At 73.3% G+C, this 19,748-nt stretch carries 15 protein-coding genes; 4 read left to right on the top strand and 11 right to left on the bottom strand.

What is annotated here, in order from left to right:
• Window positions 1–68: 68 nt before the first annotated feature.
• Both AB0F88_RS38315 and AB0F88_RS38310 read right to left on the bottom strand, forming a co-directional pair.
• Complete coding sequence (locus tag AB0F88_RS38315) at window positions 69–1,097, bottom strand: ABC transporter permease (RefSeq protein WP_362695885.1); 1,029 nt, start codon at window positions 1,095–1,097, stop codon at window positions 69–71.
• Complete coding sequence (locus tag AB0F88_RS38310) at window positions 1,094–2,089, bottom strand: sugar ABC transporter substrate-binding protein (protein ID WP_362695883.1); 996 nt, start codon at window positions 2,087–2,089, stop codon at window positions 1,094–1,096. Before AB0F88_RS38310 ends, AB0F88_RS38315 begins: the two co-directional genes overlap by 4 nt.
• A 146-nt stretch (window positions 2,090–2,235) precedes the next feature.
• Between AB0F88_RS38310 and AB0F88_RS38305 the strand changes: the two genes are divergently transcribed.
• Window positions 2,236–2,745, top strand: a complete 510-nt coding sequence (locus tag AB0F88_RS38305; protein ID WP_362695882.1) for a hypothetical protein — start codon at window positions 2,236–2,238, stop codon at window positions 2,743–2,745.
• 27 nt (window positions 2,746–2,772) lie between these two features.
• A complete protein-coding gene (locus AB0F88_RS38300) occupies window positions 2,773–3,759 on the top strand; it encodes a sulfotransferase (RefSeq protein ID WP_362695880.1) in 987 nt (328 codons plus the stop codon).
• Between the two features lie 162 nt (window positions 3,760–3,921).
• Here the strand turns inward: AB0F88_RS38300 and AB0F88_RS38295 are convergent, their stop codons facing one another.
• The 3 genes from AB0F88_RS38295 to AB0F88_RS38285 form a co-directional block, all read right to left on the bottom strand.
• Entirely contained in the window at window positions 3,922–4,812 is an 891-nt protein-coding gene (locus AB0F88_RS38295) for a hypothetical protein (RefSeq protein ID WP_362695878.1), read from the bottom strand.
• Between the two features lie 467 nt (window positions 4,813–5,279).
• Window positions 5,280–6,602 (bottom strand): lanthionine synthetase LanC family protein, encoded by a 1,323-nt coding sequence (locus AB0F88_RS38290; protein WP_362695876.1) that lies wholly within the window; start codon window positions 6,600–6,602, stop codon window positions 5,280–5,282.
• A gap of 142 nt (window positions 6,603–6,744) precedes the next feature.
• Complete coding sequence (locus AB0F88_RS38285) at window positions 6,745–7,548, bottom strand: inositol monophosphatase family protein (protein ID WP_362695874.1); 804 nt, start codon at window positions 7,546–7,548, stop codon at window positions 6,745–6,747.
• A gap of 222 nt (window positions 7,549–7,770) precedes the next feature.
• Here AB0F88_RS38285 and AB0F88_RS38280 point away from each other — a divergent pair, with 222 nt between their 5' ends.
• Both AB0F88_RS38280 and AB0F88_RS38275 read left to right on the top strand, forming a co-directional pair.
• Complete coding sequence (locus tag AB0F88_RS38280) at window positions 7,771–8,511, top strand: GntR family transcriptional regulator (protein ID WP_362695872.1); 741 nt, start codon at window positions 7,771–7,773, stop codon at window positions 8,509–8,511.
• Between the two features lie 300 nt (window positions 8,512–8,811).
• Window positions 8,812–11,106, top strand: a complete 2,295-nt coding sequence (locus AB0F88_RS38275) for an AAA family ATPase (protein WP_362695870.1) — start codon at window positions 8,812–8,814, stop codon at window positions 11,104–11,106.
• A gap of 124 nt (window positions 11,107–11,230) precedes the next feature.
• Here the strand turns inward: AB0F88_RS38275 and AB0F88_RS38270 are convergent, their stop codons facing one another.
• The 6 genes from AB0F88_RS38270 to dnaK all read right to left on the bottom strand — a co-directional run bounded on the left by AB0F88_RS38270 (window position 11,231) and on the right by dnaK (window position 19,719).
• Complete coding sequence (locus AB0F88_RS38270; protein ID WP_362695869.1) at window positions 11,231–12,874, bottom strand: FAD-dependent oxidoreductase; 1,644 nt, start codon at window positions 12,872–12,874, stop codon at window positions 11,231–11,233.
• A gap of 133 nt (window positions 12,875–13,007) precedes the next feature.
• Complete coding sequence (clpB, locus tag AB0F88_RS38265) at window positions 13,008–15,614, bottom strand: ATP-dependent chaperone ClpB (RefSeq protein WP_362695868.1); 2,607 nt, start codon at window positions 15,612–15,614, stop codon at window positions 13,008–13,010.
• Window positions 15,605–16,102, bottom strand: coding sequence for a chaperone modulator CbpM (locus AB0F88_RS38260; protein ID WP_362695866.1), 498 nt, complete (start codon window positions 16,100–16,102; stop codon window positions 15,605–15,607). Before AB0F88_RS38260 ends, clpB begins: the two co-directional genes overlap by 10 nt.
• Complete coding sequence (locus AB0F88_RS38255) at window positions 16,099–17,037, bottom strand: DnaJ C-terminal domain-containing protein (protein ID WP_362695864.1); 939 nt, start codon at window positions 17,035–17,037, stop codon at window positions 16,099–16,101. The genes AB0F88_RS38260 and AB0F88_RS38255 overlap by 4 nt, the downstream gene beginning before the upstream one ends.
• Window positions 17,037–17,828, bottom strand: a complete 792-nt coding sequence (gene grpE / locus AB0F88_RS38250) for a nucleotide exchange factor GrpE (protein ID WP_362695862.1) — start codon at window positions 17,826–17,828, stop codon at window positions 17,037–17,039. Before grpE ends, AB0F88_RS38255 begins: the two co-directional genes overlap by 1 nt.
• Window positions 17,821–19,719 (bottom strand): molecular chaperone DnaK, encoded by a 1,899-nt coding sequence (gene dnaK, locus AB0F88_RS38245; protein ID WP_362695860.1) that lies wholly within the window; start codon window positions 19,717–19,719, stop codon window positions 17,821–17,823. The genes grpE and dnaK overlap by 8 nt, the downstream gene beginning before the upstream one ends.
• Between the last annotated feature and the right edge of the window lie 29 nt (window positions 19,720–19,748).

The following is a 19,748-nucleotide window of genomic DNA, read 5'->3' as shown; positions in this document are numbered from 1 at the left end:
GGTCTCGTCTCCCTTCACCGCCGCCCGGCCCGTCGCCGCCTCACGGTTCGTCACGGTCCCGTCTCCCGTCACCGCTTCACCTCCTCCGCGTACCGGCGGACGAACCGGTTGGCGAGCGTGGCCAGCAGCAGCATGGCGCCGAGGAAGAACGTGAACCAGTCGGCGTCCCAGCCGGCGAAGACGATGCCCTTGTCCGCCATGCCGAAGATCACCGCGCCGACGGCGGCGCCGATCGCGGAGCCGTAGCCGCCGGTCAGCAGGCAGCCCCCGATGACCGCCGCGATGATGTAGACGAACTCCTGGCCGACGCCGGAGCCCGCCTGCACCGAGGTGAAGCGCAGCGCCATGATCGAGCCGACCAGCCAGGCGGCCGCGGCGGTGGTCACGAAAAGCGCGATCTTCGTTCGTTCGGCGGGTACCCCGACCGCGCGGGCGGCCCGCTCGTCACCGCCCACCGCGAAGATCCAGTTTCCGGCCCTGGTCCTGGCGAGCACCCAGGTGGCCAGGGCGGTGACGGCCAGCCACCACAGGATCGCCACCCGGAAGTCGGTCCCGCCGACCGGGATCGTCCCGGCGAGCACCGCCCTCACCTCCTCGTATCCCTCGGCCCGGCGCAGGCCGCCGACCTGCACGGTCCCGGTGAGGGCCTTGGTGACGCCGAGGTTGACGCCCTGGAGCATCAGGAAGGTGGCGAGGGTGACGATGAAGCTGGGCAGCCCGGTACGCACCACGACCAGGCCGTTGAGGAAGCCGACGAGCAGCGCCACGGCCAGGGCGGCGAGCATCGCCGCCCACACCGGCAGGTCGTAGCGGGTGGCGAGGATCACCGTGACCAGGCCGACGGTGCCGGTGAGCACGCCGGCCGACAGGTCGAACTCGCCGCCGATCATCAGCAGCGCGATCGCCACCGCCATGATCCCGAGGGTGGAGGCCGGGTCCAGCCAGTTGGCCACGCCCTCGACCGAGCGGAAGACCTCCGACTGCCCCGCGAAGAAGGCGAAGACCCCGAGGGCGCCGACGACCGCGCCGAGTTCCGGCCTGATCAGCAGCCTGCGGGCGACCCCCGTCCCGGCCAGCCGCTCGTCCGCCACCGTCACCGGGTGCCGCTCTCGGCCAGTTTGGCCACCTTCGCGGCGTTATCCCTGGTGACGAAGCCGGGGCCGGTGTTGACCGGGAGCCCTCCGCCGACGGTGTTGAGGTTCTCCTTGTGGAGGGTGAGGAACGTGATCGGCAGCCAGCCCTGCAGGTACTGCTGCTGGTCGACCGCGAACAGGATCTCGCCGTCCTCGATGGCGGCGACCACGTCGGCCGACAGGTCGAAGGTGCCGAGCTTCGCCTTCGAGCCGCCGTCGGCGATGGCGTCGCGGGCGGCCACGGCCACCGCGGGGTTCAGGGTGAGGACGCCGTTGAGGGAGGTGTCCGACTGAAGCCTCGCCTTGATCTTGGATGTGGCGTCGGCGAGGTTGCCCACGTCCACCTGGAGCCGCTCGACGGTGCCGCCCAGTCCCTGGGTCGCGCCGTTGCAGCGCTGGTCGAGACCGACGTTCCCGGCCTCGTGGATCACGCAGAGCAGCTTGGTGACCCCCTCGGCCTTGAGCTTCTCCCCCGCTCCCCGGCCCGCCACGTCCTCCGACTGGCCGACGTGGGTGACCGCGCCGAACTCGCGGGAGACGTCGCCGCCCGAGTTGATGGTGATCACCGGGATCCCGGCGGTCACGGCCTTGCCGACGGACTCCTTCAGGGCGTCCGGGTTGGCCATGGAGACCACCAGGCCGTCGACCTTCTGGCTGACGGCCTGGTCGATGAGCTGGGACTGCCTGGCCGGGTCGCCGTCGCCCTGGTAGGTCACGGTGACGCCGTACCGTTTCCCGGCCGCCTCGGCGCCGTTCTTGACCACGTCCCAGAAGGCGTCCCCCGCGCTCGCGTGGGTGACGACGGCGAAGGTGCCGCCGCCGGCCGCCGGGGCGGGGCCGCTCGCCGCGCCCGCGGTCTCGCCGGAGGGCTGTCCTCCGGCCTGCCCCGCCGAACAGCCGGTCAGGGCGGAGATGCCCAGCACGGCCACCGCGACCAGCCCTGTCGTCCACTTCATCGGTACCTCCGCGCGTCGCCTCGCCGGATCTCCCTCGTCCCTGGTTTGTAACCAACGCATTACCTGCATGTCAATGATTTGTCGTGACATTAGGACTTATGAAATCGCGGCGACGGCCCGCTCCCGCCGGGGTTCCCCTTCGTACCATGACATTCGCGCCCGCCGTGGCCGGGGCTTTCGCCGCTCGTCGGCGTTCGTCGGCGCGGCGTGACGGCACGGCCCGCCAGGGCGCCCACCCCGGCACGGCAAAGCACGGCACAGCACGGCAAACAGCACGGCAACAGCGCGGCAAACAGCGCGGCGAGGGCACATCACGGCACGTCAAGGGCGCCGCGGAAGGTCACCTGACGGCGGTACGGACGGGAGGCCGCCCGTACCGGGGCCTGGGAGAGCGGGGGCGAAGGCCCGCGGGAGACTCGAATCTGAAATACGGCACGAGTATCCTGTTTATTCTCAACACGACAAAACTCCTCCCCCGCAATGAAATAGCGGAAAAGAACTCAGCGTTCACTGAACGGGACGACACCCTTCGCATCCACGACCTGGAGATAGGCGCCGACGACTGGAATCCCCGCAATCGGGTAGCTCTTTGGATCACGGCGATCGCGCGGCCGGACGCTTGCCTTCGCCGGAGAAGAGGCTATATTTACCAATAATCACAGTAGGGATTAAGGGTAATAACGATGCCCCTGCCGAATTTCCTCACGATCGGTGCTCCCAAGTCCGGGACCACCGCCCTGCACGCCGCGCTGGCCCGGCACCCGGGACTGTTCATGTCCCCGGTGAAGGAACCGAAGTTCTTCCTCAGCGACGGCCCTCCCCCGACCAGGGGAGGACCGGGCGACGCGCAGACCTACCGCGAACACGTCTGGAGGCGCGAGGACTACGAGGCACTGTTCGACGCGGCACCGCCGGGAACGCTCACCGGCGAGTCGACCCCGTTCTATCTCTACGACCTGGCGGCGCAGCGGCGCATCAGGGAGGCCATCCCCGACGCCAGGCTCATCGTGGTGCTGCGCGACCCGGTGGAGCGCGCCCACTCCAACTGGACCCACCTGTGGTCGGCCGGACTGGAACCGATCGGCGACGTGGTGCGGGCCTGCGCCGAGGAGGAGCGGCGGATCAGGGCGGGCTGGGCCCCGTTCTGGCACTATCGCGGGCTCGGCAAGTACGGAGAGCAGCTCGAACACCTGTTCACCCTCTTTCCTCGCGAGCAGGTGCTCGTCTATCGCTACCGCGACCTGGTCGACCGCCCCGCCGACACCCTCGACCGGATCTTCCGTTTCCTCGGGGTGGAGGCCGGCGTGGTCACCGAGGTCCCCCGGGAGAACGTGACCGCCCACCCGGAGCCGACCCGCGGGCACCGGGTGCTGTCGCGGGCGCTGCGCGCGGGATCGTCCGTGGGGCGGTTCCTGCCGGTGCGGATGAGCGTGGCGCTGACCGACCCGCTGGAGCGCAGGCTGCAGGAGCGCGCCCGCTCCCGCCAGCCGCTGACCTGGGACCAGCGGGAGAAGCTGATCTCCTACTTCACCGAGGACGTGGCGCTGCTGCAGCAGGTGACCGGGGAGGACTTCAGCGACTGGCTCCGTCCCCGCGAGCGCTCCGGCGGGCTGGTGGGCATCCGCCCCAACGGCCAGCGCCAGGCGCGCAACGGCCGCCCCCAGACCTAGCTGATCGATTCCAGGCCTGACCGAACGATCTCCCGGGACCGGCGAGCCGATCCCGGACACGAACGGGCCGGCCCCGGACACGAACGGACCGGCCCCGGGCACGGACGGGCCGGTCCGGGAGCGACCGTGCCGTGACCGGCGCCGGGGCGGCCGTGCCCGGGATCAGCGCAGTTCGGTGCGGAGCTCGTGCGCCCCGTCCGCGCGGGTGTACTCGTAGTAGAGCCGCCGCCCGCCACCCGGCAGGTCCACGATGTCCATGTAACGCAGGCCGCCGCCCGCGTACGGGGAGACCGCGACGGGCTCGGTGCCGAACGGGGTCAGCTCCGCCGGGTCGGTGCCGACCGCGACACCGGTCTTCTCCTCGTAGTTCTCCGACGCGGTGGCCCTGCCGTCGTAGAAGGCCACCACCCTGTCGCCGAGGAAGCGGACCGCCGCCACCCGCGCGCCCCGGGCGTCCCAGGTGCCGGGACGGCCACTGAGCGCGGTGCCCTGCCAGGTCCACTCGATGCCGTCGGCGCTGGTGGCGTAGTCGGTCACCATCTGGTCGGCCTCGTCGGCCTCGTCCAGCGGGTGGCAGGAGGCCCACAGGTGCCACACGCCGTCCCGCAGCACGATCACCGGGTCCTTGACGCCGGTCTTCGGGTCGCCGGGCAGCACGACCTGCCGCTGCGAGGCCCGGAAGCCGGACGGGTCGTCGGCCTCCAGCACCTCGACCCGCCAGTGCTTGGTGTCGTAGGTGGCGCAGCTGAGGTAGAGCCTCCAGCGCCCCTCCGGCGTGCGGATCAGGGTCGGCCGCTCCAGCGACTCGGTGTCCATCTCCTCCCTGCCGATCGTGAGCAGGGTCTCGAACCGCTCGCCGTCGGTGGAACGGGCGACGGCCACGGCGTAGCCTCGGCCCTCGCCGACGGGGCGGCGCAGCCGGTAGGCGAGGTAGATCAGGCCGTCGCTCGCCACGGCGCTCGGGGCACCGGCCCAGTGGCCGGCACCCGGCTGCGCCGGTTCGATCGCGACGGTGGAACGGTCGGGGTCGGGAAGGAAATCCTCGATTGTCACGACACCGAGATTAGGCAAGCCCTGGGTAGCACTCACGGAGAATCACCAATCATCATCACGAGCTTTGTCACCCCTTGACGGCCAAAGGGCACATCGTCCTTCGTTCCTCCGGCGCGAGAGGCACCGGCTGCCGCCGCCCCTCCCCGGCCGGATCGGCACGGTCGGGCGTAACAGGGGGTGACACGGTCCGGAGTGCCGGGTCGGCGCCGGCGGACGTGTCCGCGGCGCCGGGCCCGGTGGAGGCCTCGATGCCCGACCGTACAGGGTGCGGAGACGTGCGCGGGCGCGGCGTGCCAGGCGGCCCCCACGGTGGCCCCGCAACGGTCCCCGCGTCGCGCCCTCCCGAGCCACCGGGTCACGGCGACCCGTGCCGCTCCCGCCGAAAACCTCACGGCCCTGCCGGCCCTCGCGTCCCGCTCGTCGGCGATGACCGGCCGGCTCACCGGCGACGTGCCTTTCATGATCTTTCAGGACCGGCGGAGCGTCGCGCTCGGCAGCGGGATGGCGGGGAACGGGTTGTCCGGGGGCAGGACGAGCCGCCGGGCCTCCTGCGGGCGGGCGGTGGCGTCCAGGTGCAGGAGGGCGGCCCCGATCCCCGCCGCGCCGACCATGTAGCCGGTGTCGGCGGTGACCTCCCAGGGGCGCAGCCGCCGGTAGGCCTGGTACCAGCGGATGCCCCTGCCGTCGTGGCCGGTGGCCCGGCCGGTCAGGCTCTCCCCCAGCGTGCGGGCGAACTCCAGGTGCCGGCGGTGGCCGGTCGCCGCCCAGAGCCCGACGAACAGCTCCACCAGGCCGGCGGTGCCGCAGCACTGGCAGGCCGAGTTCCAGGATCCGCCGCTCTGGTTGGCGGGGGCGCCGCTGCGGACGATCCCCCTGGCCAGCCGCTCGGCCCAGTCGAGGTCCCCGGCGTCGCCCGACACCCGGTGCAGCTCGTAGAACATCCGGGCGACCCCGGCCGAGCCGGAGCAGAAGCCCAGGTAGTGCAGGTCGCGGCCCTGCGGGATGTGGTGCGGCACCAGCGCGCACCGCTCGGTCACGGCGCTGACCGCGCGGACGAAGTCGGCCCCCCTGCGGGAGGCGCCGAGGAAGCCGCTCTCGCCGGTCACGCCGTACAGGCGGGCGAGCAGGAAGGCGGTCCCGGCGGTGCCGGACAGGAAGCCCGGGGTGACCGCGTCCAGCGGCAGGTCCGCGCAGGCGCCCTCGCCGAAGCGGTGGCCGGGGACGACGAGCGTGGCGATGCGGGCGCCGGCCTCGACGGCGACCTCCTGGTAGGCGGGCACCCCCAGGATGCCCGCGGCGTGCAGCAGGCCGAGGATGATCCCGCCGTCGCCTCGCTGCGCGGGGTCGCCGGTCCAGCCCAGGCCGCCGTCGATGGGGCGGGCGCTGCGCACGATGCGGTCGGCGACGGCGCCGGCCTCGACCTCGAAGGCCCCCTCGCCGGTGGCCCATCCGGCCTCGGCCAGGGCGAACATCACTCCGGCCAGGCCGTGGTGGAGGGAGAGGTCCGCCTGCTCCCGCCAGGTGGCGGTGAGGTAGCGGGCCCCCGCCCTGGCGTCGTCCAGATAGCCGTCGTCGCCGGTGGCCGCGGCGAGCTCCAGGAAGAACAGGATGATCCCGGCCGCCCCCGAGTACAGCGACAGGGGGTGGTCGGGCATGGCGGCCCGGCCCCGGGGATCGGGGTTGGCCCGCCAGTGGCGCCCCCGCTCATCGTCCACCGCCGCCGAACGGATCCAGCGCGCGGCCCCGACCGCGGCGGCCAGCGGGCTCTCGGCCTCCGGCTCCAGGCTCATGGCGGCTCCTTCGTACGGCGAGACAATCATTTTACCTGTATTTCCTACAGGATCAATAGGTAATCCGGTGGCCGACACGCGGAACCCGCCCGCGGGAGTCTCCCGGCGGGCCCGTCCGCGCCCCCTCCCGGCTCACCGGCGCTCAGGCCGGGCGATCGCGGAGGAGCAGGTCGCTCATGACCGACCCCGCCAGGTCGAAGCCTCCGACATGGGCGAGGTAGCCGCCAGGCTCGAAGACCGATCCGTCCAGCGGGATGAAGACGCCACCCGCCTGGCGGATCAGCAGCGACCCCGCCGCCATGTCCCACGGACTGACCCTACTGCCGTAGGCGACGTCCGCCCACCCTCCCGCGACGTGCGCCAGCTTGAGCGCGGTGCTGCCGGGACGGCGCGTGGAGGCGAACGCCTCCACCATCCTGCCGAACCGGCGCAGCGCCTCCTCCCCGCCCTCGGCCAGCTCCCGGGGGGTGGGATAGCTGGTCAGCAGCACCCCCTCCCGGTCACGCGCGGCGCCGGAGCTGCGCAGCCGCACGCCGTTGCACCAGGACCCGCCCAGGTCGGCCCGGAACTCGTCGTCGCGCACCGGGTCGTACACCACACCGGCGACCACCTCGTCCCCGACGGCTGCGGCGATCGACACGCAGAAGAACGGCAGCCCGGCGGCGAAGTTCGCGGTCCCGTCGATCGGGTCGACGTACCAGCGGATCTCGCCGGAGCCCATGCTGCCGCCCTCCTCGCCGATGATCGTGCTTCCCGGGACGCGCCTGTCGATGACCTCCCGGATGGTCTCCTCCGCGGCGTGGTCGTGCTCGGTCACCGGATCGTGGAAGTCGCTCTTGGTCTCGACCGCGGGACGCGACCTGAACGCCTCGCGGAGCCGGTCGCCCACCGCGCGGGCGGCCTCGACCGCGACGGCGGAGAGATCTGCTGCGGTGCTCTGATCCATGCTTCCTCCATTGACGCGAATCCGGCGCGTGAACCCGGCGACGCGAACCCGGTGACGCGAGCCCGGCGACGCGAACCCGGTGCGCGAACCGCCTTCCATCTTGTACGAGGACACCGGCCCCGTACGCGTCCGCCGGGCACCTCGACGGGCCCTGGCCGGTTTTTGTCAAGACATTCTGATGTCCGCTAGCCTGACGGCGCGGCGTGTCAACCGGGAGGGCGAATGACGGCGCAGCTCGCCATCGATCTCGACCGGTCCAGCCCGGTCCCGCTCTACTTCCAGGTGGCCGAGCAGATCTCCGAGGCCATCCGCCGCGGCGACCTGCCCCCGGGATCGCGGCTCGACAACGAGATCCTGCTCGCCGACCGGCTGGGCCTGTCGCGTCCGACCGTCCGCCAGGCGATCCAGTATCTGGTCGACAAGGGCCTGCTGGTGCGCAAGCGGGGCGTCGGCACCCAGGTGGTGCACGGCCAGGTCAAGCGTTCCGTCGAGCTGACCAGCCTCTACGACGACCTGCGCAGGGCCGGCCAGGAGCCGGCCACCAGGGTGCTGGTCCTGGGGCCGGCCCCGGTGGAGGAGGAGGTCGCCACCGTCCTCGGCGTCGCGCCCGGCACCGAGATGCTGCGCCTGGAGCGGATCCGCTACGCCGCCGGGGAGCCGCTGGCCCTGCTGCACAACTGGCTGCCCTCCGGGCTCGCGCCGCTGACCGCCGAGGGTCTCCAGGAGCGCGGGCTGTACGAGATGCTCCGCGCCGCGGGGGTGCGGATGCGCGTGGCGAACCAGCGCATGGGGGCGCGGGCGGCCACGGCGGCCGAGGCGAGGCTGCTCGGCGAGCGGCGCGGGGCACCGCTGCTCACGATGGTCCGCACCACCTACGACGACCAGGGCAGGGCCGTCGAGCACGGCTCCCACGTCTACCGCGCCTCGCACTACTCCCTGGAGGTCACGCTCATCGAGCGCTGACCGGGCGAGGAGGACACGCTCGTCGGACACCGGCCGGGCGAGGAGGGCCCCCTGGCCGAGCACCGGCCGGGCGAGGAGAGCACGCCGACCGAACACCGGCCGGATGAGGAGAGTACGCCGGTCGAGCGCCGGCCGGACGCCGGCGGGATGGCGGGGTGGCGGGGTCCCCGAGGTCAAATCTGTCCCAAACCACCGGCGCGCGGCAGTGCCCGGCGCGTGATGATTCGTCCCTTGGGGATGTCATATGCGTAACCACTGCTCAGGAAGCCCGCCGTATGACCCCAGATCCGAGACAAGACTATGCGCGGCCGGAAAGATGAGTGGGCGGCGGTCCTCGCCCTGCTGGGAGGCGTCACGTCCGCGACCGGGAGCGTCATGCTCGTCGAGGGCGAGCCGGGGACGGGGAAGTCGCTGCTGCTCGCCGAGGCCGCGAGCGTCGCGACCGCGCGGGGAACGGCGGTGGCGAGCGGGCGGGCCGACGAGCTGGGGCGGCTGACCCCGCTGGGACCGCTGCTGGCTGCGCTCGAGGAGTCGCCGACGGCCTCGATGCCCCTGACCAGAAGCGCCTTCCCCGACGGGCCGGGACTGCTGCTGTGGCTGGCCGAGCAGGTCCGGACCTCGCTGGAGCGGAGGCTGACCTCGGGGCCGCTGCTGGTGGTGCTGGACGATCTCCAGTGGGCCGATCCCGCCACGGTGATGGCCCTGCGGACGATGCCCTCGCGGCTGGCCTCGCACCCCGTGGCGTGGCTGCTGGCCTGCCGCGACACCCCGGGACGCGGCGAGGCGGGACGGCTGTTCGACCTGCTGGAGGAGGAGGGGGCCACCCGGATCGCCCTGTGCCCCCTCGACGAGGGGGCGGTGGCCGAGGTCTCCGCCGACATCCTGGGCGCGGCCCCCGGGGAGGGGCTGGCGGCGCTGGCCGCCCAGGCCGGCGGCAACCCGCTCCTGCTCGCCGAGCTTCTCACCGGGTTGCGTGAGGAGGACGCCATCCTGGTCGAGGACGGCGTCGCCCGGCTGGCCGGGATCACCCCCGCCGGGGCGGTGCTGCCCCTGCGCCTGCACACCGCCGTCCGGCGGCGCCTGGACGAGCTCGGCACCAGGACCCGGTACCTGCTGGAGGCCCTCGCGGTGCTCGGACGCTCGTTCACCCCGGCGTACGCGGCCGAGATGCTCGGCGAGACCCCGGCCGCGCTGCTCCCCCCGCTGGAGGAGGCGCTGGCGGCCGGGGTGCTCGTGGCCACCCGCGACGAGCTGACGTTCCGGCACGAGCTGGTGTGGCGGTCGATCGTCGACGAGGTGCCGTCACCGGTGCGGCGGGCCCTGCGGGAGCAGGTCGAGCGCGCCGCCGGGGCCCGCGGGACCCTCGCGGCCCGCGGCGGCGGGACGGGCGGGCTCGTGGACCTGGCCCTGCTCGCGTGGGACGAGGGCGGGCTCTCGCGGGGGCTGGACCTGGCGCGCGAGGCCGTGGAGCGACCGGCCCGCGGCCGGCACCGGCAGCCGAGGGCGGTGCTGGCCTCGATGCTGATCGACCTGTGGCTGCTGGACGAGGCGGAGTCGGCGACGGAGAGCGCCGCCGAGGAGGCCGACGCCGAGGGCGAGCCCGCCTGGGCCGCCGAGATCCCCGTCCTGCGCGCCCGGCTGGCGCTGGCCGCGGGCCGGCCCGGCGGCGCGATCGAGCACGGGGAGGCCGGCCTGGCCGCCGCCGGGACCCTGGACGCCCCGCTCCTGGCCTCCTCGGCCCTGTCGGTGCTCGGCACCGCGTCGCTGCGGTCGGGCGACCTGCCGGGAGCCATCAGGTACATGGAGAGGGACCTGGTCAGGTCGGCACCCGGCATACCGCCGTGCGCCCGGCTGCGGTCGGAACTGGCGGCCGGGCGGATCAGCGAGGCGCGCGACGGCGCGGCGGGCGGCATGAGCTCGCTCGGCGGGATCTACGACGCGCTGCCCCGGCACATCGGGGCACTGAACGGCGAGCCCGCGGCCGCGGCGTGGCTGGTGCGGGTGGCGATGGCGGTGGACGACCGGCGCAGGGCCGACGCGGTGGTCGGCGCGGCCGAGGACATCGCCCGGCGCAACCCCGCCCTGCCCGGCCCGTCGGCGTCCGCCGACCACGCGCGGGGGCTGCGGGAGGGTGACTCCGAGGCGCTGGGCCGCGCGGTGGCCGGGCACGCCGACCCCTGGGCCAGGGGTTCGGCCGCGGAGGATCTCGGCGTGCTGCTCGGCGCGGGCGGCGGCTGCCGGGACCTGGCCGTGGAGAGCCTGAAGACCGCGCTGGCCTGCTACGGGGCCGTGGAGGCCGCCCGGGACGCGGCGCGGGTACGGGGCAGGCTGCGGCTGCTGGGCGAGCGATGCCGCCACTGGGCCAGGACCGACCATCCCGTGTCGGGGTGGGCCAGCCTGACCGGCACCGAGCAGGCCGTCTGCGACCTGGTCTCCCAGGGGCTGACGAACCGGCACGCCGCCGAGCAGATGTTCATCAGCGAGCACACCGTCGCCTTCCACCTGCGGCAGGTCTTCCGCAAGCTGGGCATCCGCTCGCGGGTCGAGCTGGCCAGGCTGGCGGCGGAGGAGAACGGCCACCGGCGCCCCCTCTGAGGCCCGGCCGAGGCGCCTGCCCTGAGGCCCGAGGCCCTGCCGGAGACACCCGGCCGGGGAGACGCCCGGCCTGAGGCGCGGCCTGAGGCGCGGCCTGAAGCCCGGCCGGGCGGGAACGGCCCCGTCAGGCGAGGCTGCGGACCATGCGGGACGTGTGCTGGGGCATCTCCCGCGCGACGTGCTCGTGGACCAGCCGGACCGCCGTCGCCCCCTCCCCCACGGCCGAGGCGACCCGCTTGACCGACCGGCTCCTGACGTCGCCCACCGCGAAGACTCCCGGCAGGCTCGTCTCCAGGGGAAGGCCGCCGTCGAAGCCGGTGACGACGAAGCCCCGGTCGTCGAGGGTGACGGCGGAGGAGAGCCAGCCCGTGCGGGGGTCGGCGCCGATGAGGACGAACAGGGAGCGCGTCTCCAGGAGCGTCCGCTCCCCCGTGCGGCGGTTCTCGACGAGGACCGCCTCCAGCGTGCGGGCGCCGACGAGCTCCCGCACCTCGGTGCCGAGCGTCACCTCCACCCGGGGGTGGTCCCGGATCCGGTCGGTGAGGTAGCGCGACATGCGCTCTCCCAGGTCGCCGCCGCGGACGACCAGGCGCACCGACGAGGCGTACCGGGCCAGGAGGATCGTCGCCTGTCCCGCGGAGTTCCCCCCTCCCACGACCACCGCCGGACCGCCGCCGCACGATCCGGCCTCGGCCACGGTCGCGGCGTAGTGGACGCCGTTGCCCTCGAAGGACTCCAGGCGCGGCACGTCGAGCCTGCGGTAGCGCGCCCCGGTGGCGATGACGATCGTACGGCCCCTGACCGGCCCTCCCTCGCCGAGCCCGACGTCGTAGTGGCCGTCCATCCGCTCCAGGGACACGGCCTCGGCCGGGACGCCGAAGCGGGCGCCGGACCTCCTGGACTGGATGAGGGCCCTCTCGGCGAGCTCCCCGCCGGAGATGCCCGAGGGAAAGCCGAGGTGGTTCTCGACGCGGGGGGAGGCGCCCGCCTGCCCGCCGGCCGCGACCGCCTCCAGCACCACCGTGTCCAGCCCCTCCGACGCCCCGTACAGCGCGGCGGCCAGGCCCGCGGGACCGGCTCCCACGATGACGAGGTCGTGGACGTCCCCGGGCGCGGTCCGGGCGGGCAGCCCGGTCGCGCGGGCCAGCTCGGCGTCGGAGGGGTTGCGCAGGACCCGGGTCCCGCCCAGGATCACCACGGGGGTCTCGTCCGGCGCGACGCCGAGGTTGAGGACGAGCGCCTCGGCCTCCCCGTCCTCCTCCAGGTCGATCCAGCGGTGCGGCAACCGGTTCCTGGCGGCGAACTCCCGCAGCCGCCGGCTGCCGGGCGAGTAGCGGGAACCGACGATCCTCAGTCCGGCCCCGCCGGCGGTGGGCAGCGGGCGGCGGACGAGGTAGGCCCGCAGGATCAGGTCCCCGATCCCGCGGTCGCGGGTGGCGATCCTCCTCAGCCGCTCGACGGGGACCGTCAGGACCTCGCCCGCCTCGCAGACCACCGAGGTCAGGAACGCCCTCCGGCCGGTGATCACCCCGAGCTCGCCCGGGAAACGGCCCGGCCCGTGGATCCAGAGGACCCGCTCGTCCTCGACGACGGCCACCTTGCCCGTGAGGATGACGACGAACTCCGGGTGCTCCTCACCCTCCTTGATCAGGAGCTCGCCCGTCCGGACCGGCCTGCGGACGCCGTGGGCCGCGAGCGTGGCGATCTGCGCCTCGTCCAGGCGGGGAAACGCCCCCTGGTGGTCCGGAGTCTCGGTGAGCGCGTCCATCTCAGCCGCTTCCCTCGCCCACCGGCGTGATCGCACCCTCCGTCCGTGCGCGCGGCGCGGCGCCCGGCGGCATCCGCTTCCTCTTCCCCCAGTTCCGACATCGCACGATATTTGATGACATGACCGGCCATCCTCATCCGTAGGTGACGGCGAGCTCGTCCCCGGCGAGGTCCACCCGGACCACGGCTCCCTCGTCCGCCTCTCCCGACAGGAGCGCGCGGCCGATGCGCGTCTCGACCTCCCTGGCGATGAACCGGCGCAGCGGGCGGGCGCCGTACACGGGGTCGTAGCCCCGCTCGGCGATGTGCCGCAGCGCCGCCTCGGTGACCTCCAGCCGGATGCCCCGCTGCTCGAGGCGGTTCCGCAACTCGACGAACATCAGGCCGACGATGCGCTCGATCTCCTCGGGGGTGAGCGGCTTGAAGATCACGATGTCGTCGACGCGGTTGAGGAACTCGGGGCGGAAGTGGGCGCGCAACTCGGCCATGACCCGCTGCTGCGCCTCGGGCTCGATCTCCCCGCTCGACGTGACGCCGTCGAGGAGGTACACGGAGCCGAGGTTGGAGGTCATGATCAGGACGGTGTTGCGGAAGTCGACGGTCCTGCCCTGCGCGTCGGTGAGCCGCCCGTCGTCGAGCACCTGCAGCAGCGTGTTGAACACGTCGGCGTGCGCCTTCTCCACCTCGTCGAAGAGCACCACGGAGTACGGCTTGCGCCGCACGGCCTCGGTCAGCTGGCCGCCCTCCTCGTACCCGACGTAGCCGGGGGGCGCGCCGACCAGGCGGCTGACCGTGTGCCGCTCCTGGTACTCGCTCATGTCGATGCGGATCATGTTGTCCTCGGTGTCGAAGAGCGCCTCCGCGAGCGCCTTGGCCAGCTCCGTCTTGCCGACGCCCGTCGGCCCCAGGAAGACGAACGACCCGATCGGGCGGCGCGGGTCCTTGATGCCGGAGCGGGCCCGGATGACGGCGTCGGCCACCAGCCGTACCGCCTCGTCCTGGCCGATCACCCGCTCGTGCAGGATCTGGTCGAGCCGCAGGAGCTTCTCCCGCTCGCCCTCGCGCAGCCGGCTCACCGGGATGCCCGTCCACCGGGAGACGATCATCGAGATCTCCTCGTCGGTGACGACCTCGCGCAGCAGGCGCGACGTGCCCTGCTTGGCCGACAGCCGCTCCTCCTCGGACTCCAGCCGCCGCAGCAGCTCGGGCAGCCTGCCGTGCCGCAGCTCCGCGGCGCGGTTGAGGTCGTAGTCGCGCTCGGCCCGCTCGGCCTCCGCGCGTACCTGCTCCATCTCCGCGCGCAGGGCCTGGACGGCGCGCAGGGCGTGCCGCTCGGCCTCCCACTGCGCCCGCATGGCGTCGGACTCGGCGTGCAGGTCGGCGAGCTCCCTGCGCAGTTCCTCCAGCCGGGTCCCGCTCGCGGCGTCCTCCTCCTTGGCGAGCGCGGCCTCCTCGATCTCCAGGCGCATCACCCTGCGGGTGAGCTCGTCGAGCTCGGCGGGCATCGAGTCGATCTCCGTACGGAGCATCGCGCACGCCTCGTCCACCAGGTCGATGGCCTTGTCCGGCAGGAAGCGGTCGGAGATGTAGCGGTGGCTCAGCACGACGGCCGCCACCAGCGCGCTGTCCTGGATCTTCACCCCGTGGAAGATCTCCAGGCGCTCGCGCAGGCCGCGCAGGATGGACACGGCGTCCTCGACCGACGGCTCGTCGACCATCACCGGCTGGAACCGGCGCTCCAGGGCGGCGTCCTTCTCGACGTGCTTGCGGTACTCGACGACGGTCGTCGCCCCGATCATGTGCAGCTCGCCGCGGGCCAGCATGGGCTTGAGCATGTTGCCCGCGTCCATGGCGCCCTCGGCGGCTCCGGCGCCCACCACGGTGTGCATCTCGTCGACGAAGAGCAGGATCCGTCCCTCGGCGGCCTTGACCTCGTTGAGCACCGCCTTGAGCCGCTCCTCGAACTCGCCCCGGTACTTGGCCCCGGCCACCAGCGATCCCATGTCGAGGCTGAAGACCGTCTTGCCCTTGAGCCCCTCCGGCACGTCCCCGTGGCTGATCCGCAGGGCGAGGCCCTCCACGATGGCGGTCTTGCCCACCCCGGGGTCGCCGACGAGGACCGGGTTGTTCTTGGTCTTGCGGGACAGGATCTGGACGACGCGGCGGATCTCGGCGTCGCGCCCGACGACCGGGTCGAGTTTGCCCGAGACGGCGTCCGCCACCAGGTCGCGCCCGTACTTCTCCAGCGCCTCGTACGCCACCTCGGGCATCGCGGACGTCACCCGCTGGTTGCCGCGGATCGCGGTGAGCGCCTTGAGGAAGCCGTCCCTGGACAGTCCCTGCTCGTGCAGCAGTCGCCCGGCGGAGGCCGAGCTGCCCTCCTCGATCAGGGCGATGAGCAGGTGCTCCACCGACACGTACTCGTCCTTCAGCCGGTCGGCCTCCCGCTTGGCCGTCTCCAGCAGGCGCGAGAGCCGCTGCGTCACGTAGACCTGGCCGGGCGAGGCGCCGGGGCCGCTCACCCGGGGGCGGCGGCCCAGTTCCGCCTCCAGATCGGTCCTGAGCCGGTCGGTGTCGACGTTCGCGTACGAGAGCAGGCGGGGGATCAGCCCCTCCGGCTGGTCGAGCAGCGCGAGCAGCAGGTGCTCGCCGTCCACCTCGGTGTGCCCGAAACGCAGGGCCTTGGTCTGCGCGTCGTGCAGCGCCTCCTGCGACTTCTGTGTCAGCCGGTTCATGTCCACGGCGGGCCTCCGATGGGTCGGGGACGACCGCGCTGGGCGGCCTCCAGGTCGGCGATGCGGTCCAGCAGGTCCAGTACGAGGCCGATCGCCGCGTAGTTGATCGAGAACCCGGCCCGCAGCCGCCGGACGCGCGCCATGGCGGGCAGCTGGGAGGGCGGGAGCCACAGGTGCCCGGAGGCGTCGGTCCAGGCGTCGAGCACGCCCAGCACGACGAGCCGCCGCACCAGCTCGGGGTGGGTTCCCGTCGCCCGGGCGAACGTCTCCAGATCCAGGCGCTCGGGCCTGGCCAGCTGGTAGGTCCTGGCCGTCTCCCGCGAGGTCTCCTCCCGGACCTCCCGCCGGTTCTCTCCCCGGGTCTCCCGCCGGTGGGAGGCCGCGCCCTCGCCCGAGACGGGCCCGGCGCGTTCTCCGCCCGCCGGGTCCGCCGGCGGGCGGGCGGGGCGCGGGTCGGGACGGGGCGTCCCGTGCTCGGGGAACGGGTGGGTCATCGCCGCCTCCTCGGGTCGAACGCGGAGACCGCGGCGAGCTGCTCGAACAGCCGCCGCTCCTCCTCCGACAACCGGTCCGGGACCATGATCCGCACCTCGGCGTACAGGTCGCCGGCCTTGTCGCCGCGGCCGGGCATCCCCCGGCCGCGCAGCCGCAGCCGCCTGCCGCCGGACGTCCCCGGCGGCACCTTGACCTTGGCCTCGCCCCCGGGGGTGTCGACCACGACGGGGGCGCCGAGCGCCGCCTCCCACGGGGTGACCGGGAGCAGGACGTGAAGGTCGCGTCCCTCGATCCGGTAGCGGGGGTGCGAGGCGATCCTGACGATCAGGTAGAGGTCACCCGCGGGTGCCCCGTCGCCGCCCCGGCCGCCCTGCCCGGCCAGCCTGATGCGCTGCCCGTCGGTGACGCCCGGCGGGATGTCGATCCGCAGCTCGCGCGAACCGACGGTGATGGAGCGAGGTCCGCCCCGGTAGGCCTCCTCGACGGTCAGGACGATCTCGGCCTCCTGGTCGGCGCCGGGTATCGGCCCCCAGCCCCCGCCCGACCGGCCTCTCCTGCCGGAGAACAGCCCTTCGAAGAGGTCGTCGAGGTCGACCCCCTCCTGGAAGCCGCCGAAACCCGCGCCCCCGCCCCGGGCCCCGGCCCGGCCCGCGCCCGCCCCGCGGTTCCTGGCACGCGCCCACGTCTCCGGGTCCACGTCGTCGGGCACCTGGCGGAACTCCGGCCCGAACGCGTCGTAGCGACGCCGGGTCCCGGGGTCGGACAGCACGCTGTATGCCTCGGAGACCTCCTTGAAGCGGTCCTCGGCGGACGGGTCCTTGTTGACGTCGGGGTGGTGGGCCCGCGCCAGCTTGCGGTAGGCGCGCTGGACGTCCTCCTGGCTCGCCCCCCGCCGCACGCCGAGGATCTCGTAGAAGTCCCGGTCGGGGGGCATCATGCCCCCTTGGCCACCACGACCAGCGCGGGCCGCAGCAACTGTTCGCCGTCCCCGTAGCCGGGCCGGACCACCTGCAGGATCGTGCCGTCGGGAACGCCCTCCCGCGAGAGCACGCCCACCGCCTCGTGCCTGGCCGGGTCGAACACGGCCCCGGTGTCGTCGCGGCGCGCGTAACCGAGGCGGGACACCACCTCCTGCGCCTGGTCGCGGATCGCCCGCATCCCGGCGACGATGGAGCCGGGATCGGTCTCCGCGTGTTCCAGGGCGCGGTCCAGGTTGTCCAGCACGGGCAGCCACTCCCCGGCGGCCCGCGCCCGCTCGTCCGACCGCGTCCGCTCGGCGTCCCTGCCGACGCGCTTGCGCAGGTTGTCGAGGTCGGCGAGGGCGCGCCGCCGGCGGTCCTGGAGATCGGCCACCATGGCCTGGAGCTCCAGGACGCGTTCCTGGAGGTCGTCCTGGGCGTCCGGGGCGTCCTGGGCATCCGGGGCGTCCTGGGTGCCGGGGACGTACCCGCGCCCCTCCTGGACCTCCGGCCCCCGGTCACGCGCCTCCTGACCACCGCGCCGGGTCTCGGACCCCTGGGCGCCCTGAGGTCCCCGGGTTCCGTGCCGGTCCGGGGGCCGGTCCGGGGGCCGGTCCGGGCGCCCGTCGTGGGCTCGCGCCTCGCCGGCGTCCCGCTCCCGGTCGTCCTCCTGGCCGTACGGCTCCCGGCCGGGCGGGTCGTACTCGCCGCGCGGCTCCCCTTCACGGCGCGGGACGTGCCGGCCACGCCCGGGTGTCTCACTCATCGGTCGTGAACTCCGCGTCGATGACGTCGTCGTCCCGTCCGCCCGGGGAACCGGACGCCCCCGCGGCTCCCTGGCCGCCCGCGGCCCCCGGGGCGCCGGAGCCGGCCGCGCCGAGGCTGTGGTAGATCTGCTGGAGCTCGGCGGTGAGCGAGCGGACCCGGTCGAGCGGGGCCTCCTGCTTGATCGCGTCGCGGGCGTCGTGCGCCAGCATGTCGGCCCGCGCCCTCTCGTGGACGGGTACCGAGTCGCCCAGCTCCGTCAGGCGGCGCTCCACCTGGTAGGCGGCGCTGTCGAGCTCGTTGCGCGCGTCCACCACCTGCCGCATCCGCTGGTCCTCCTCGCGGTGCCGCTCGGAGTCGGCGACCATCCGCTCGACCTCGCTCGTGTCCAGGTTCGAGCTCTCGCTGATCGTGATGCGCTGCTCGGCGCCGGTGTCCTTGTCCTTGGCCGAGACGTTCAGGATCCCGTTGGCGTCGACGTCGAAGGTCACGTCGACCTGCGGCACCCCGCGCGGGGCGGGCCGGATGTTCTCCAGCCGGAACCGGCCCAGGGGACGGTTGTCGGCCGCGCGCTCGCGCTCGCCCTGCAGCACGACGACGTCCACGGCGCTCTGGTTGTCCTCGGCGGTGCTGAACGTCTCGGAACGGCGGGCCGGGATGGTCGTGTTGCGCTCGATGACCTTCGTCATCACCCCGCCGAGCGTCTCGATGCCGAGGGAGAGCGGTGTCACGTCGAGCAGTACGACGTCCTTCAGCTCGCCCTTGATGACGGCGGCCTGGACCGCGGCGCCCAGCGCCACGACCTCGTCCGGATTGACCGTCATGTTCGGTTCCTTGCCGCCCGTCATCCGGCGTACCAGGTTCTGCACGGCGGGCATCCTGGTCGAGCCGCCCACCAGGATCACCTCGTCGATGTCGTCGGCGGTGAGCTTGGCGTCGGCCATGGCCTGCTGGACGGGCCCCTTGCACCGTTCGAGCAGGTCGGCGGTGATCTCCTCGAAGGTCGAGCGCCTGAGCGTGGTGTTCAGGTGCTTGGGGCCCGAGGCGTCCGCGGTGATGAAGGGCAGGCTGATCTGCGTCTGGGTGACCGCCGACAGCTCGACCTTGGCCTTCTCCGCGGCCTCGAACAACCGCTGCAGGGCCTGCGGGTCCTGGCGCAGGTCGATGCCGTTGTCCCGCTGGAACTCGTCGGCGAGGTGGTCGACGACGCGCCGGTCGAAGTCGTCGCCGCCCAGGTGGGAGTCGCCCGCGGTCGCCCGCACCTCCACGACGCCGTCCCCGATGGCGAGGACGCTGACGTCGAAGGTGCCGCCGCCCAGGTCGAAGACGAGCACGGTCTCGCTCTCCTGGCGGTCGAGGCCGTAGGCGAGAGCCGCCGCGGTCGGCTCGTTGATGATCCGCAGGACCTCCAGGCCGGCGATCTTCCCGGCGTCCTTGGTGGCCTGGCGCTGGGAGTCGTTGAAGTACGCGGGCACGGTGATGACCGCCTCGGTGACCTTCTCCCCCAGGAACTTCGAGGCGTCGTCCACGAGCTTGCGCAGGACGGCCGCGGCGATCTCCTCGGGCGCGTAGAGCCTCTCGTTGATCTTGAAGCGGACGGCTCCGTCGGGCCCGGGGACGACGTCGAACGACACGGCGGTCAGCTCGCTGGCGACCTCGTCGTGGCGGCGGCCGATGAAGCGCTTGGCCGAGTAGATCGTCCCCTTGGGGTTGAGGATCGCCTGGCGGCGGGCCAGCTGCCCGACCAGACGCTCACCGTTGTCGGTGAACGCCACGACCGAGGGCGTCGTCCGCGCCCCCTCGGCGTTGGGGATCACCGTGGGCTTGTCGCCCTCCATCGTGGCGATCACCGAGTTGGTGGTGCCCAGATCGATTCCGACTGCTTTAGGCATGCTGCCCTCCTGTGCGCTGTGGCTCCCGC

It is taken from the genome of Streptosporangium sp. NPDC023963, assembly GCF_040639135.1.
In the GTDB taxonomy this organism is placed as follows: Bacteria; Actinomycetota; Actinomycetes; order Streptosporangiales; family Streptosporangiaceae; genus Streptosporangium.
The sequence above is the reverse complement of the archived record's forward strand: the minus strand, read 5'-3'. Positions and strand labels throughout refer to the sequence as shown.